At 61.4% G+C, this 15,022-nt stretch carries 15 protein-coding genes; 8 read left to right on the forward strand and 7 right to left on the reverse strand.

Annotated elements, in window-relative coordinates:
- Window positions 1-2: 2 nt before the first annotated feature.
- The 3 genes from A7317_RS18270 to A7317_RS18280 are packed head-to-tail and all read right to left on the reverse strand — an operon-like array spanning window position 3 to window position 2,553.
- A complete protein-coding gene (locus A7317_RS18270) occupies window positions 3-884 on the reverse strand; it encodes a branched-chain amino acid ABC transporter permease (protein WP_024076205.1) in 882 nt (293 codons plus the stop codon).
- Window positions 881-1,654 (reverse strand): ABC transporter ATP-binding protein, encoded by a 774-nt coding sequence (locus A7317_RS18275; RefSeq protein WP_024076206.1) that lies wholly within the window; start codon window positions 1,652-1,654, stop codon window positions 881-883. The genes A7317_RS18270 and A7317_RS18275 overlap by 4 nt, the downstream gene beginning before the upstream one ends.
- Window positions 1,651-2,553, reverse strand: a complete 903-nt coding sequence (locus A7317_RS18280) for an AMP-binding protein (protein WP_069076519.1) — start codon at window positions 2,551-2,553, stop codon at window positions 1,651-1,653. The genes A7317_RS18275 and A7317_RS18280 overlap by 4 nt, the downstream gene beginning before the upstream one ends.
- A gap of 389 nt (window positions 2,554-2,942) precedes the next feature.
- Between A7317_RS18280 and A7317_RS18285 the strand changes: the two genes are divergently transcribed.
- A complete protein-coding gene (locus A7317_RS18285; protein WP_069076520.1) occupies window positions 2,943-3,836 on the forward strand; it encodes a hypothetical protein in 894 nt (297 codons plus the stop codon).
- An 85-nt stretch (window positions 3,837-3,921) separates the two neighbouring features.
- Here A7317_RS18285 and A7317_RS18290 read toward each other — a convergent pair whose 3' ends face one another.
- From A7317_RS18290 to A7317_RS18305, 4 genes are all read right to left on the reverse strand, one after another.
- Window positions 3,922-5,298, reverse strand: coding sequence for an LLM class flavin-dependent oxidoreductase (locus A7317_RS18290; protein ID WP_069076521.1), 1,377 nt, complete (start codon window positions 5,296-5,298; stop codon window positions 3,922-3,924).
- Complete coding sequence (locus tag A7317_RS18295) at window positions 5,298-5,624, reverse strand: acyl-CoA dehydrogenase (RefSeq protein WP_069076522.1); 327 nt, start codon at window positions 5,622-5,624, stop codon at window positions 5,298-5,300. The genes A7317_RS18290 and A7317_RS18295 overlap by 1 nt, the downstream gene beginning before the upstream one ends.
- A 9-nt stretch (window positions 5,625-5,633) precedes the next feature.
- Window positions 5,634-6,830, reverse strand: coding sequence for an SfnB family sulfur acquisition oxidoreductase (locus A7317_RS18300; RefSeq protein ID WP_069076523.1), 1,197 nt, complete (start codon window positions 6,828-6,830; stop codon window positions 5,634-5,636).
- Window positions 6,831-6,984: 154 nt separating this feature from the next.
- Window positions 6,985-7,548 (reverse strand): helix-turn-helix domain-containing protein, encoded by a 564-nt coding sequence (locus A7317_RS18305; protein WP_024076212.1) that lies wholly within the window; start codon window positions 7,546-7,548, stop codon window positions 6,985-6,987.
- 92 nt (window positions 7,549-7,640) lie between these two features.
- Between A7317_RS18305 and A7317_RS18310 the strand changes: the two genes are divergently transcribed.
- The 7 genes from A7317_RS18310 (at window position 7,641) to A7317_RS18340 (ending at window position 15,020) form a co-directional block, all read left to right on the forward strand.
- Complete coding sequence (locus A7317_RS18310; RefSeq protein ID WP_069076524.1) at window positions 7,641-8,570, forward strand: DMT family transporter; 930 nt, start codon at window positions 7,641-7,643, stop codon at window positions 8,568-8,570.
- A gap of 416 nt (window positions 8,571-8,986) precedes the next feature.
- A complete protein-coding gene (locus A7317_RS18315; protein ID WP_069076525.1) occupies window positions 8,987-11,908 on the forward strand; it encodes a monovalent cation/H+ antiporter subunit A in 2,922 nt (973 codons plus the stop codon).
- Complete coding sequence (locus A7317_RS18320; RefSeq protein WP_007986256.1) at window positions 11,908-12,252, forward strand: Na+/H+ antiporter subunit C; 345 nt, start codon at window positions 11,908-11,910, stop codon at window positions 12,250-12,252. Before A7317_RS18315 ends, A7317_RS18320 begins: the two co-directional genes overlap by 1 nt.
- Window positions 12,249-13,925 (forward strand): monovalent cation/H+ antiporter subunit D, encoded by a 1,677-nt coding sequence (locus tag A7317_RS18325; protein WP_024076215.1) that lies wholly within the window; start codon window positions 12,249-12,251, stop codon window positions 13,923-13,925. Before A7317_RS18320 ends, A7317_RS18325 begins: the two co-directional genes overlap by 4 nt.
- Window positions 13,922-14,410 carry a Na+/H+ antiporter subunit E gene (locus A7317_RS18330; RefSeq protein ID WP_024076216.1) on the forward strand — a complete coding sequence of 163 codons (489 nt, stop codon included), beginning with the start codon at window positions 13,922-13,924 and terminating at the stop codon, window positions 14,408-14,410. The genes A7317_RS18325 and A7317_RS18330 overlap by 4 nt, the downstream gene beginning before the upstream one ends.
- Window positions 14,407-14,685: a K+/H+ antiporter subunit F gene (locus A7317_RS18335; RefSeq protein ID WP_024076217.1), complete on the forward strand. Its 279-nt coding sequence runs from the start codon at window positions 14,407-14,409 to the stop codon at window positions 14,683-14,685. The genes A7317_RS18330 and A7317_RS18335 overlap by 4 nt, the downstream gene beginning before the upstream one ends.
- Window positions 14,682-15,020, forward strand: a complete 339-nt coding sequence (locus tag A7317_RS18340) for a Na+/H+ antiporter subunit G (protein WP_069076526.1) — start codon at window positions 14,682-14,684, stop codon at window positions 15,018-15,020. The genes A7317_RS18335 and A7317_RS18340 overlap by 4 nt, the downstream gene beginning before the upstream one ends.
- Window positions 15,021-15,022 lie beyond the last annotated feature (2 nt).

Raw genomic sequence — 15,022 nt, forward strand, 5'->3', positions numbered from 1 at the left:
TTTCAGACTCGCTCGATGGCGCGCTCGCCGAACAGGCCGGCGGGACGGATATACAGGAAGGCCAAGGCCAATACATAGGCGAACCACGGCGTGATGCCGCCGCCGATCAACGGGCCGATATACACCTCGGCAAGGTTTTCCGCCGCGCCGACAATCAGCCCGCCGACGATGGCCCCGCCAATCGAGGTAAAGCCGCCGATGATCAGCACCGGCAGGGCCTTGAGCACCACCAGCGACAGCGAAAACTGCACGCCCTGGCGCGCCCCCCAGAGCAAGCCGGCCACCAGCCCGACAATCCCCGCCACCGCCCAGACGATCTGCCAGATACGGTTGAGGTTGATGCCGATGGACAGCGCCGCCGTGGTGTCATCCGCCACCGCACGCAGGGACACACCGATGCGGGTCTTGTTGAACAGCAGCGCAAGGACCGTCACCAACAACACGGCAGCCGCGGCCGCGATCAGATCGAACTGACTGAGCATCAGCGGCCCGATGAACAGCGGCACGTCATCAATGCCCAGGTCCAGTGCACGCACCTGGGACCCCATCAAGCCCTGGGCCAGGCCCTCGATGATGAACGACAGGCCAAGGGTGGCCATGAACAGGGTGATCTGCGAACGGTTCACCAAGGGCCGCAGGACCAGGCGCTCGATGAGCAAGGCACCGACGATCATCACGATCACCGTCAGCAGCAGTGCCAGGGCAAACGGCACGCCCTGGTCATGCAGGCTGACGAAGGTCAGCGCGGCAAACAGCAGCATCGAGCCCTGGGCAAAATTGAACACACCGCTGGCCTTGTAGATCAGCACGAAGCCGATGGCGACCAACGAATACATGGTGCCGGCCAGCAGGCCGCCGAGCAGGGTTTCGAAGAAGAACGTCATTCGTTTGCCACTCCGAGATAAGCCGCGATCACATCGGGGTTGGCCTGTACCTCGGCGGGGGTTCCGTCGCCGACCTTGCGCCCGTAGTCGAGCACCACCACATGGTCGGACAGGCCCATCACCACGCCCATGTCGTGCTCAATCAACACCACGGTGGTGCCCAGGTCGCGGTTCACATCGGCGACGAAGCGTGCCATTTCCTGTTTTTCCTCGGCGTTCATGCCCGCCATGGGTTCGTCGAGCAGTAACAGGCTAGGCCCAGCGATCAATGCCCGGCCCAACTCGACACGCTTCTGCAGGCCATAAGAGAGGTTGCCCACCAGCACATCACGCTGAGCTTGCAACTCAAGAAACTCGAGAATGCCCTGGGCGCGCAGGCGGAACGCTTCGGCTTCCCGGCGTGCGCGCGGCAAGCCCAGGGCTTGTTCAATAAAACGGCTGCGCATATGCCGCGACAGGCCGGTAAGGATGTTGTCGAGCACGCTCATCTTCTTGAACAGCGCGTTGTTCTGGAAGGTGCGACCAATGCCCCGGCGCGCGGCACCCAGCGGGTCGATGCGCTGGAAGTGCTGGTCTTCGAAGACGATCTCGCCAGCATCGAAGCGGTACACGCCGTTGAGCACATTGAGCAATGAGCTTTTACCGGCACCATTGGGACCGATCAGCGCGCAGATCTCGCCGCGCGCCACCTCGAAGGACAAGGCATTGATCGCCTTGACGCCCTTGAACGACAGCGAGATATCCCGCACCTGGAGAATGGCTTGGCTCATGCGATGTCCCGTTTGAATTCCGCCAGCCACACCGGCGAAGGGGTGGATGTGAGGGGTTGCCAGATGTAAGCCAGGCGCTGAAAGCCGAGCAGCTTGCGCACACGGTTTTTCAACAGGCGACGCAGGCCGCTTTGCGGGTGGGCGATGGCCCAGTCGCACAGGCGCCGACGCCAGGTGCCATGGGGTGCAAGGCGACTTTCGATTTCGTCGGCCAGGTGCTGCAAGCGTGCGGGTGACAACAGCAAGCCGGTGGGGGCGACTTCGCTGCGATCGCGCCGCGCCGAGGCCAGGCTTTCCGGAAAGGCCAGGCCATGGCCGCTGTTCAGCCATTGCTCCAACACCACCGCCAGCCCCCCCTCCCAGTGGGTGCCCTCTTCGCTCCACAACGCGGTTTCGCCGCTGGGTTGCCACCAGCGTACGAGGTGCTGCGTCGGGTCGATCGGGCCGAGCAACGGGGCAAAATCCAGCAGGTTGGCCGACTGCCAATGCCGCACTTGCTGACGGTCCTGGGTGTAGGCATGGGTGGGACGGATGCGCCATAAATGTTGTTGCAGCGCTTCGGGCTCCAAGTCATCGGCCAGGGTCAGGACTTGCCCGCCGATGGCTTGAGCCGCAAGAGCCAGGAGCAACAGGTTCGGCTCGAACGCCCCGCTGAGGGCCAAGCGCGATTGCTCGTCAAAGCCCTGCTGACGCAAGCCATCCGCCAGGCGTTCCACATCTCGCAAGGCGTCGATCCAGCGCCACGCATACCACTGGCCCTGGCGCTTGTGGCGCAAGGCGGTGTGCAGCGGCGTGGTCTGCGCCCAGTGGTGCAGCTGTTCCAGCGCGTTGGGCAGGTTGCCGAGCCGCTCGGCGGGCCATTCCAGGGCCAGCGGGCTTTTTAGTACGTGCACGCTCATAGGGGTAAAGCTCCTACTGGGAGTTAAGCGTGCGGTGGTCCGCTGGCTGTCTGGGGTCAAGCGGTAACGGTAAATAGCAATCAGAGCAAAGCATTAACTATGCCAATGCAGAATTGCCTTCAAACTCAGCTAATTCATAGGCCTACAACGACGGGCAGGAGCCTCGTTGAACAAAGTGCATATCAACTGTTGCTGGAGCAACAGAAAGCCAACTAAGCCGTCGGTGTGAGCAACAGCGACCTCATACCTAAACCTGCTTAGCCACACGAGCATGAGCGTATCTTTCGAAATAAAAAAAACTCCCGCTATACCTGTCAAACCTGACAGTAGACGTCGCACATCCCCCCGAATAATCTTTAGCCTCATGCTCCCACAGAGGAAGAATCATCATGAACACTTCCGGAAAAATCTCAGCCAACACATCTCTAAAGTGCACTGCAACGATCAAAGACGAGGAAGATGAATATGACGCATTCGATGGCGTTCACTATTCATTATTCATGAATGACCTGCCACTCAAGTGGCTCCTCAACATACGCACCGAAAAAAATGAGAACCAAGACTTTCAAGAATTTTCTTTTTTTATCCCTAACGATGGCGACGTCACTGACAAAACATACGCCATCACTTCAGACTTCACTACCACCTCTGGCGTTAATGCCCTCTGGTCAAAATCAGGCCCCTTCTCTCAAATCAACTACACCGCCACCGAAGGCAGCCTGAAACTGACATTTGACAATAGCACCAAAACAATCAAGGCGACTTTCAACTTCAAGGGTCAGAACAGGGGTAAAACAGTCACCGTGAGTGAGGGCGTTCTGGAGCTTGTGGGGTTCACAGAAAGCAGAAGAAATTATGCGGCACCGACAGTTGTGTGCGACCTGAGTCGCGATATCAACGCACGCTATGAGTCTAATGAGGATAATCTATACATCAGTTCAAATAACCAGATCGCGGGATGGTCGCGAGCGTTTGCGACAAGGCCAGACGTATACGACTATCGAATAGCCATATTCATTTCAAGAGACCTTCCGACAGGCACCTACGCTATCAGTGAAGACAGCAAAGAGGTCAGTGTTATTTTTTATAACATGAGTGGATCTTATATCTACCATGGCGAAGAAGGTCAGTTGACAATACGTTCACTCCCCAACGTTGACAGTAACAATAACATTACGGGAACCTTCGCAGGAACGTTCAACTTTGTGGCCGGTGCAACCGACCCCAGTGGTGGGCGACACTTTACCGAAGCACGCAATGGCGTTTTCAGTATTACTCGATAGGCGTTTATCTTTCATGCGGGGTTTGCGATCTTTATCACATCCCCCGCTGAACCATTTACGCAGCAGGATCACATGCGTACTTGTCTCACTGCAAACCCTCCAACGTCCTGTAACCACTGCCTGGATGGGAACTCGACAACCTTGCTCCGTTGCCAAATAACTTCTCGCGCAACGTGCCCTGGGCATATTCAGTCTTGTACACACCGCGCTTCTGCAACTCCGGCACCAGCAACTCCACGGCGTCGATGAAGGTTTCGTGAGTCAATGCATAGGCCAGGTTGAAGCCATCCACATCGGTTTCTTCCACCCACTCCTGCAACAGATCCGCCACGGTTTCCGGACCACCGACAAACAGCGGGCCAAAACCGCCGATGCCGACCCAATCGGCGAGCTCGTTGGGCGTCCAGACCTTGTTCGGGTCTGCCGTGGAAAAAGCTTCCACCGCCGATTGAATGGCGTTGGTATGCACATGCTTGAGCGGTTCATCCGGTTTGAACTGGCTAAAATCGATACCGGTCCAGCCGGAGATCAGCGCCATCGCGCCTTCGTAGCTGACGTAGGATTTGTACTCGTCGAACTTGGCTTTGGCCTTGGCATCCGTCTCGCCGACGATCACCGTCTGCAGGTTGAAGATCAGGATTTTCTTCGGATCACGCCCGGCCTCGGCGGCACGACGGCGGATGTCGGCAACGGTCTTTTTCAGCAAGACTTTAGATGGCGCGGCGACGAACACACATTCGGCCTGTTCAGCGGCGAACTGCTTGCCACGGCTGGACGCACCGGCCTGGTACAGCACCGGCGTGCGCTGCGGCGAGGGTTCACACAGGTGAATACCGGGCACCTGGAAGTGTTTGCCGACATGACGGATCTCGTGGATCTTGCTCGGGTCGCTGAAAATCCGGCGCTCGCGGTCGCGCAACACGGCGCCCTCCTCCCAACTGCCTTCCCAGAGTTTGTAGCAGACCTCCAGGTATTCCTCGGCGTAGTCGTAGCGCGCGTCGTGTTCGGTCTGGGCTTTCTGGCCGAGGTTCTTGGCGCCGCTTTCCAGGTAGGAGGTGACGATGTTCCAGCCGATACGGCCCTTGGTCAGGTGATCCAGGGTGGAGAGCCGACGGGCAAATGGATACGGATGCTCGAAGGACAGCGAGGCAGTCAGGCCGAAGCCCAGATGCTCGGTGACCAGCGCCATCGGCGCGATCAGCGACAACGGATCGTTGACCGGCACCTGGGTCGCCTGGCGGATGGCCGCGTCGCCATTGCCGTTGTACACATCGTAGATACCCAGCACGTCGGCGATGAACAAGCCGTCGAACTTGCCGCGCTCAAGGATTTTCGCCAGGTCGGTCCAGTACTCCAGGTCCTTGTACTGCCACGAACGGTCACGCGGGTGCGCCCACAGGCCGGGCGATTGGTGGCCGACACAGTTCATGTCGAAGGCATTCAAGCGGATTTCACGGGACATCAAAGCACTCCGTTGAGGTAATAGTTGCCGACGATCTGGTATTTCCAGCGCAACGGGTCATCGAGGCTCGACGGCAGTTCGGTGCGTTGGCCGGTCAGTTCGAATTCGGCGTTGCTCGCGGCGATGAGGGCTTCGGCGGCGGCGATCTGCGCTTCGGTGGCGGCCACCGGGCTGGGGTGGGTTTCAGCGCGTTCCAGCAGGGCGGCGGCCACGTCGATGCGGATCTGTAGATCACCGAAGCGGCTGATGACATAGGGGTCATCGCTTGTCTCGACATGGCGGCGGGTGCTGTCCAACAGTTGGCGCGCAAGGCTCAGTGCGGTCATGGTCAATCCTCAGTTCCAGGCGTGGCGCGCGGGCTTCACGCCGTTGAGCACGAAATTGCCGATCAGGTGGTATTTCCAGCGGGCCGGGTCGTGCAGGGTGTGGGTGCGTGCGTTGCGCCAGAAGCGGTCAAGGTTGTGTTTGCCGGTGACGGAGCGGGTGCCGGCCAGTTCGAAGAGCTTGCTGCTGGCGAGCAACGCGGTTTCGGCCGACAGGACTTTGGCCTGGGCGACGATCAGTGAAGCGTTGGCGACGGTGTCTTCATTCGGTTCGGCCAGGGCCAGGTCCACAGCCTTGCCGGCCTTGGCGAGGATGGCTTCGGTGCCGTGCACACGCCATTCCAGATCGCCGATGGCGGCGATGGTGAACGGGTCTTGCCAGCCGTGATCCTGCTGGCTGTCGATCCAGGGTCGCGCCTGGCGCGCATAGATTTTGGCTTGTTCAAGGGCGCCCAGGGCGATGCCGGTGTCGACCGCCGCCTGGATGATCTGTGAAATCGGGCCGTTGGCGGTGGGTTGATCGAAGGCCTGGTGAGCGGGGATCACCGCGCTGAGGGGCACGGTTACGCCATCGAGGGTCACGCCGCCGCTGGCGGTGGTGCGCTGGCCGAAGCCGTCCCAGCTGTCGATAACGGTGAGGCCTGGCGCATCGCGTTCAACCAAGGCAATAAACGCCTGGCCGTGCTCGTTATTGCCAACGGTGGGCACCAGATGGGCGAACAGCGCACCGGTGCAGTAGAACTTCTCGCCATTGATCTGTGCGGTGTCGCCGTGAAAACGGATCTGGGTATCGAAGGTGCCGGCGTTTTTGCTCTTGGCCTCGGAGAACGCATTGCCGAAACGGTAACCGGCCAGGACCTTGCCGAAGTAGTGTCGCTTTTGTTCCTCGGTGGCTGTTTGCAGCAGGATATCCACCACACCCAGATGGTTCTGTGGGATTTGCCCCAGTGACGGGTCGGCAGCGGAGATCAACTTGATCACCTCGGCCACGGTCACATAGGACACCTCGGCGCCGCCGTAGGCTTTGGGAACGGTGATGCCCCACAAGCCGCTGGCGGAAAACTCGTCAAGCTCGGCAAGCGGCAGGCGCCGCTCACGGTCGCGCGCACTGGCGTCGACCGCAAAGCGTTCGGCCAGGCGCTGGGCGACCTCGATGGCTTCCGCGTCCGAGCGGATGATATGGGCAGGGTGTTGAGGGTGGGCAGACATGGGCCGACTCCAGGCTCCGAGGGGATGCTGGAGTGATTGCAGGAGTCGTGCCTGAATTTAATCGTCTGTGAAATCAGCGGGTTGCTGCGTATACACGCGCGCAGCCGCGGTTTCAAACCAGCAAAGTGTCCATCCACTGTTGGCTGGCAAACAGTTAGATCACCACATTGCGCACAAAGCGCACGGCGACGTGGCCGTCATTGCGATAGGCATGGGGCTGGTGGCTGGCGAACATGAAGAATTCGCCGGCACCGATGGTGTTTTCCTGGTCGCCGACCACCAACGTCAGGCTGCCCTCGAAGACGAACAGTTGCTCGCTCCATCCCTCCAGGTCGGGGTCCGGGCAATAGCGATCACCCGGCTCAAGGCGCCACTCCCACAATTCGACCTCACGCCGCGCCGTGGCCTTGGCCAGCAACACCGCCTTGCTGCCGTCGATTTCGCCGGCCCAGGCCAGCTCGTTGATGCGGCTGTGATCGCGCACATCCGGCGCCTGGATCAGGTCGCTGAACGCCACATCCAGCGCTTCGGCCACACGGTCGAGGGTGGACAGGCTGACGTTCTTCTCCCCCGCTTCGATGGCCACCAGCATGCGCCGGCTGACCCCGGACTTTTCCGAGAGCGCAGTCTGACTCATGTCGGCAGCATGACGCAGGCGACGAACGTTCTGGCTGACGTGCTGCAGGACCGAAGCCCGTTGTGGATTTTCTTTGTGCACTATATTGCTCAATGGGTGGGTGTGCGCAGTATACTGCCCAGCGTGCGGCGCATTGTGCGGTCCGTGCCTTTCCCTTGCAAGACCGAGCCGCCATGACCACCCCGAAATCCTCCCCGCGTTTCAACCGTTTCAGCAAAGCCGAATGCATTCTGGTGTTTATCACGATGATTTGGGGCGGCACGTTTTTGCTGGTGCAACACGCCATGACCGTCAGCGGGCCGATGTTTTTCGTGGGCCTGCGCTTTGCCGCGGCGGCGGTTGTGGTGGGGTTCTTTTCCTTGCGGACCTTACGCGACCTGACGTTGTTCGAACTGAAGGCGGGCGTGTTTATCGGCGTGGCAATCATGTTCGGCTATGGCTTGCAGACCATTGGGCTGCAGACGATCTTGAGCAGCCAATCGGCGTTCATTACCGCGCTGTATGTGCCGTTTGTGCCGCTGCTGCAATGGCTGGTGCTGGGCCGTCGTCCGGGGTTGATGCCGAGCATTGGCATCATGCTGGCGTTTGCCGGGTTGATGTTGTTGACCGGGCCGGCTGGGGCATCGCTGAATTTCAGCGCGGGGGAGATCGCGACCTTGATCGGTGCGGTGGCGATAGCCGCCGAGATCATTTTGATCAGTGCGTTTGCCGGGCAGGTAGACGTACGCCGGGTGACCGTGGTGCAACTGGCAACGGCGTCGCTGCTGTCGTTCCTGATGGTGGTGCCGATGGGCGAGGCGTTGCCGGGGTTCTCCTGGCTGCTGCTGTTCAGCGCCGTGGGCCTGGGCCTGACCAGTGCGGTGATCCAGGTCGCAATGAACTGGGCGCAGCAGAGCGTTTCGCCAACACGGGCCACGTTGATCTATGCCGGGGAACCGGTGTGGGCAGGCGTTGTGGGGCGGATCGCTGGCGAGCGGTTCCCGCCGATTGCGATGCTGGGGGCGGCGTTGATTGTGGTGGCGGTGATTGTGAGCGAGATGAAGACGCGTGGGCAAAAGGCGCAGGCGCTGGAAGAGGCGTTGGAGCAAGAGCGTCAGAATTGAGGCAGCTGGGGGCTGCGAAGCAACCTAACGCGGGCAAGCCCTGATGCCAGTCAGTCAAGGAGGAACACGGTAACTGTGGCAAGCGGGCCTGTTGTGGCGAGCGGGCTTGCCCCGCGTTGGGCTGCGCAGCAGCCCCAATAAGAACGCTGCGGTGTGCCAGGCTGCTCCCGGGGCTGTGTTTTGGGGCTGCTTCGCAGCCCAACGCGGGGCAAGCCCGCTCGCCACAACAAGCCCGCTCGCCACAACAGGCCCGCTTGCCACAGCAGCCACAGCAGCCACAGGGGAGCGATCAGGTCCGAAACACTGCCAAATGGGATTATTCGACCTATCTTGTAGGATCCTGCCACATCTTGCCGTTTGGTGATCACGAAAGCGGCACGTATGATGCATCCCAAACTCCTGCAGATTAGAAGCCTATGTCCCTGATAGTTCTACTGCTTCTGCCTTTCATTGGCAGCTGTCTGGCGGCCTTGCTGCCGCATAACGCACGTAACACTGAATCCCTGCTGGCTGGCCTTGTGGCCCTGGTCGGAACCGTTCAAGTCGCCCTGCTCTACCCCCAGATCGCCCACGGTGGCGTGATCCGCGAAGAATTCATGTGGTTGCCCAGCCTCGGCCTGAATTTCGTCTTGCGTATGGACGGGTTCGCCTGGCTGTTCTCGATGCTGGTGCTCGGCATCGGCACGCTGGTGTCGCTGTATGCGCGTTACTACATGTCGCCGGACGATCCGGTGCCGCGCTTCTTCGCGTTTTTCCTGGCGTTCATGGGCGCCATGCTCGGCCTGGTGATTTCCGGCAACCTGATCCAGATCGTGTTCTTCTGGGAACTGACCAGCCTGTTCTCGTTCCTGTTGATCGGCTACTGGCACCACCGCGCTGATGCACGGCGCGGTGCGTACATGGCGTTGATGGTGACGGGCGCCGGTGGATTGTGCCTGCTGGCGGGCGTGATGCTGCTGGGGCATATCGTCGGCAGCTATGACCTGGACAAGGTGCTGGCGGCGGGTGATCAGATTCGTGCGCATTCGCTGTACCCGGTGATGCTGGCCCTGGTGCTGATTGGCGCGCTGAGCAAAAGCGCGCAGTTCCCGTTCCACTTCTGGCTGCCCCACGCGATGGCAGCGCCCACCCCGGTTTCAGCCTATCTGCACTCGGCGACGATGGTGAAGGCCGGCGTGTTCCTGCTGGCCCGCCTGTGGCCGTCGCTGTCCGGCAGCGAAGAATGGTTCTGGATCGTCGGCGGTGCCGGCGCGCTCACCCTCCTCCTCGGCGCCTACTGCGCCATGTTCCAGAATGACCTAAAAGGCCTTTTAGCCTATTCCACCATCAGCCACCTCGGGCTGATCACCCTGCTGCTGGGCCTCAACAGCCCGCTGGCCGCCGTCGCAGCAGTGTTCCACATCCTCAATCACGCCACCTTCAAGGCCTCGCTGTTCATGGCGGCGGGCATCATCGACCACGAAAGCGGCACGCGGGACATCCGCAAACTCAGTGGCCTGGTGCGCTTGATCCCGTTTACCGCGACCCTGGCGATGGTGGCCAGTGCATCCATGGCCGGCGTACCGTTGCTCAACGGCTTCCTGTCCAAAGAGATGTTCTTCGCCGAAACCGTGTTTATCTCGGCAACCGCCTGGGTGGAAATCGCCCTGCCGATGATCGCGACCATCGCCGGTACGTTCAGCGTGGCCTACGCCCTGCGCTTTACCGTGGATGTGTTCTTCGGTCCGGCCGCCACCGACCTGCCGCACACACCCCACGAGCCGCCGCGCTGGATGCGCGCGCCGGTTGAGCTGCTGGTGTTTACCTGCCTGCTGGTGGGTATCTTCCCGGCCCAAGTGGTCGGTTCGATCCTCGCTGCCGCCGCGCTGCCGGTGGTCGGCGGCGTGCTGCCGGAGTACAGCCTGGCGATCTGGCACGGCTGGAATGCACCGATGATCATGAGCCTGGTGGCCATGTCCGGCGGTGTGGTGCTGTACCTGCTGCTGCGTAAGCAACTCAAGCGTGGCCGCTTCAAATACCCGCCGATCATCAGCTACTTCAACGGCAAGCGCGGCTTCGAACGCAGCCTGGTGGTGATGATGCGCGGCGTGCGCAAGATCGAGAAACGCATCAGCACCAAGCGCCTGCAGACCCAATTGTTCCTACTGGTGCTGGTGGCCGTGATCGGCGGCATGATCCCCGTGATCAACAGCGGCCTCAGCTGGGGCGACCGGCCGAAGATCCCGGGCTCCATCGTGTTCGTGACCCTGTGGTTGCTGGCGATTGCCTGCGCCCTGGGCGCTGCCTGGCAAGCCAAGTACCACCGGCTGGCCGCCCTGACCATGGTCAGCGTGTGTGGCCTGATGACCTGCATCACCTTCGTGTGGTTCTCGGCGCCGGACCTGGCGCTGACGCAACTGGTGGTCGAAGTGGTCACCACCGTGCTGATCCTGCTGGGCCTGCGCTGGCTGCCACGGCGGATCGAAGAAGTCTCGCCACTGCCCAGCTCGCTGCGCAAGGCACGCGTTCGGCGCCTGCGCGACTTCCTGCTGTCCACCGTGGTCGGCGGCGGCATGGCGCTGCTGTCCTACGCGATGTTGACGCGCCAGACGCCTAACGACATCTCATCGTTTTACCTCAGCCGCGCCCTGCCCGAAGGCGGTGGCAGCAACGTGGTGAACGTGATGCTGGTGGACTTCCGCGGCTTCGACACCCTCGGCGAAATCACCGTGCTCGGCGCCGTCGCGCTGACCGTCTACGCCCTGCTGCGGCGCTTCCGCCCGTCAAAAGAGAGCATGGAATTGCCGCCGCAACAGCGCCAGTTGGCGCCGGACGTGGCCACCGACCTGGTCAACCCGCGCCAGGCCAGCGACACCGCCCTGGGCTTCATGATGGTGCCGGCAGTGCTGGTGCGCCTGCTGCTGCCGATTGCGCTGGTGGTGTCGTTCTACCTGTTCATGCGCGGCCACAATCAACCGGGCGGCGGGTTTGTCGCCGGGCTGGTGATGTCGGTGGCGTTTATCCTGCAATACATGGTCGCCGGCACCCAGTGGGTCGAGGCGCAGATGAGTTTGCGGCCGATGCGCTGGATGGGCTTCGGGCTGTTCTCGGCGACCCTCACCGGGCTGGGTGCGTTGTTTGCCGGCTACCCATTCCTCACCACCCATACGTGGCATTTCAGCTTGCCGGTGCTGGGCGACATTCATATCGCCAGCGCGTTGTTCTTCGACGTCGGCGTGTACGCCATGGTCGTCGGCTCGACCCTGTTGATGCTCACCGCCCTCGGTCACCAGTCGGTACGGGCCCATAAACCGAGCAACCAGGCCAAAGTGGTTGCCGCAACGGAAGGAGCCGCCTGATGGAAGAAGTCATTGCAATTGCCATTGGGGTCCTGGCTGCCTCGGGCGTCTGGTTGATCCTGCGGCCACGGACGTTCCAGGTGGTGATGGGCCTGTGCCTGCTGTCATACGGGGTCAACCTGTTCATCTTCAGCATGGGCAGCCTGTTTATCGGCAAGGAGCCGATCATCAAGGACGGCGTGCCGCAAGACCTGCTGCATTACACCGACCCCCTGCCCCAGGCACTGGTGCTGACGGCGATCGTGATCAGCTTCGCGATGACCGCGTTGTTCCTCGTGGTGCTGCTGGCATCGCGGGGCCTGACCGGCACCGACCATGTGGACGGCCGGGAGCCCAAGGAATGAACCTGGCGTACTCCCTGATCGCCGCGCCGATCCTGCTGCCCCTGCTGACCGCTGCATTGATGCTGATGCTTGGCGAAAAGCGCCGGCCACTCAAGGCCCGTATCAACCTGTTCTCGACCCTGCTCGGCCTCGGCCTCTCGGTGTTCCTGATGGGGTGGATGCACGGCAGTAGCGATGCGGTGGTGGTTTACCTGCTGGGCAACTGGCAAGCGCCGTTCGGCATCGTGCTGGTGGCGGATAAGTTATCGGTGCTGATGCTGGTGCTGACCGGCATCGTCGGCGTCAGCGCGCTGTTGTTTGCCATGGCCCGCTGGGACCGTGCCGGCACCAGTTTCCATGCGCTGTTCCAGATTCAGTTGATGGGCTTGTACGGTGCCTTCCTGACCGCCGACCTGTTCAACCTGTTCGTCTTCTTCGAAGTGCTGCTGGCCGCGTCCTATGGCTTGATGCTGCACGGTTCGGGGCGCGCACGGGTGTCGTCGGGGCTGCATTACATCGCGATCAACCTGCTGGCCTCATCGCTGTTCCTGATCGGCGCGGCGATGGTCTATGGCGTCACCGGCACGCTGAACTTCGCCGACCTGGCGTTGAAAATCCCGCTGGTGCCGGAAGCCGATCGCGGCCTGTTGCATGCCGGCGCGGCGATCCTCGCCACCGCATTCCTGGCCAAGGCGGGCATGTGGCCGCTGAATTTCTGGTTGGCACCCGCCTACTCCTCGGCCAGCGCGCCGGTGGCGGCGATGTTCGCGATCATGACCAAGGTCGGCGTGTACACCGTGCTACGTTTGTGGACCCTGCTGTTCTCTGGCCAGGCCGGCGCGTCGGCACTGTTCGGCGGCGACTGGCTGGTGTACGGCGGCATGGCCACGATCATCTGCGCCTCACTGGCCATGGTGGCGGCGCAGCGCCTGGAGCGCATGGCCAGTCTGAGCATTCTGGTATCGGCCGGCATCCTGCTGTCAGCGGTGGGGTTCGCCCAGCCAAGCCTGACGGCAGGCGCATTGTTCTATCTGGTCAGCTCGACATTGGCGCTGAGTGCCCTGTTCCTGCTGGCGGAACTGATCGAGCGATCGCGCTCGGCCAACGACCTGCCTTTGGATGAAGAAATCGATGCGCTGCCCAAAGCCATGGAGTCCTTGCATCCACGGCCAGGCGTCAACCTCGATGACGAACAGAAAGCCGTGGTCGGCCAGGTCATTCCCTGGACCATGGCGTTCCTCGGCCTGAGCTTTATTGCCTGCGCCCTGCTGATTATCGGCATGCCCCCGTTGTCGGGGTTTATCGGCAAACTCAATCTGCTGAGTGCGCTGCTCAATCCGATCGGCCTGTGGTTCAGCATTGATGAGCCGATTCGCCCGGCTGCCTGGGGCCTGGCCGCCTTGTTGATCCTGTCGGGCCTCGCATCGCTGATGGCCTTCGCCCGCCTGGGCATCCAGCGCTTCTGGACCCCGGAAGAGCGCCCTTCGCCGCTGCTGCGCCGCTTCGAATGCCTGCCGATTTTCTTCCTGCTGGGCTTGAGCGTCGTGCTGACGTTCAAGGCCGAACCGCTGATGAACTACACCCTGGACATCGCCAAGAGCCTGAACAACCCAGAACGCTACGTAATGGCCGTCATGGCCCAGCGCCCGATACCCAGCCCCGAAGCCCGCGCCGCGCTGGAGGTGCAACCATGAAGCGCCTGTTCCCTGCCCCGTGGCTGTCGCTGGCGTTGTGGGTGCTGTGGCTGGTACTCAACCTGTCCGTCAGCCCCGGCAACCTGCTGCTAGGGGCACTGCTGGGCTTTCTCGCGCCGCTGCTGATGGCGCCACTGCGTCCGCTGCCGATCCGCATCCGCCGCCCTGGGGTGATCATCCGCCTGTTCTTTCTGGTCGGCCGCGACGTGATCATCTCCAACCTGCAGGTGGCCTGGGGGGTGCTGGTGTGCGGCTCGCGACCACCGCGTTCGCGCTTCGTCAAAATCCCCCTGGACCTGCGTGACCCCAATGGGCTGGCTGTGCTGTCAATGATCACCAGCGTGACGCCCGGTACCGTCTGGTCCGAACTGGCCCTGGACCGCAGCATCCTGCTGTTGCACGTGTTCGATCTGGATGACGACGCGCAGTTTATCCAGCACTTCAAACACGCCTACGAACGGCCCCTGATGGAGATCTTCGAATGAGCCCCCTGCTCTCCAATGCGATCCTGTTCAGCCTGTTCCTGTTCTCCCTGGCCATGGTGCTGACGTTGATCCGCCTGTTCAAAGGCCCCTCGGCCCAGGACCGGGTACTGGCGCTGGACTACCTGTATATCCTGGCCATGCTGATGATGCTGGTGCTCGGTATTCGTTATGCCAGCGACACCTACTTTGAAGCGGCGCTGCTGATTGCGCTGTTCGGCTTCGTCGGCTCATTTGCCCTGGCGAAATTCCTGCTGCGTGGGGAGGTGATTGAATGATGCCGTTATGGATGGAAATCGTCGTCGCGGTACTGTTGGTGTTGAGCAGCGTGTTCGCACTGATCGGCGCGATTGGCTTGCTGCGCATGAAAGACTTCTTCCAGCGCATGCACCCGCCGGCACTGGCCTCGACGCTGGGCGCGTGGAGTGTGGCGTTGGCATCGATTATCTATTTTTCGGTGCTCAAGTCCGGACCGGTGCTGCACGGCTGGTTGATTCCGATTTTGCTGTCGATCACCGTGCCGGTGACCACCCTGCTGCTGGCGCGCACGGCGTTGTTTCGCAAGCGCATGGCTGGCGATGATGTACCCGCCGAAGTCAGCAGCCGCCGTTGATC

Source organism: Pseudomonas fluorescens (genome assembly GCF_001708445.1).
Lineage (GTDB): Bacteria > Pseudomonadota > Gammaproteobacteria > Pseudomonadales > Pseudomonadaceae > Aquipseudomonas > Aquipseudomonas gorinensis.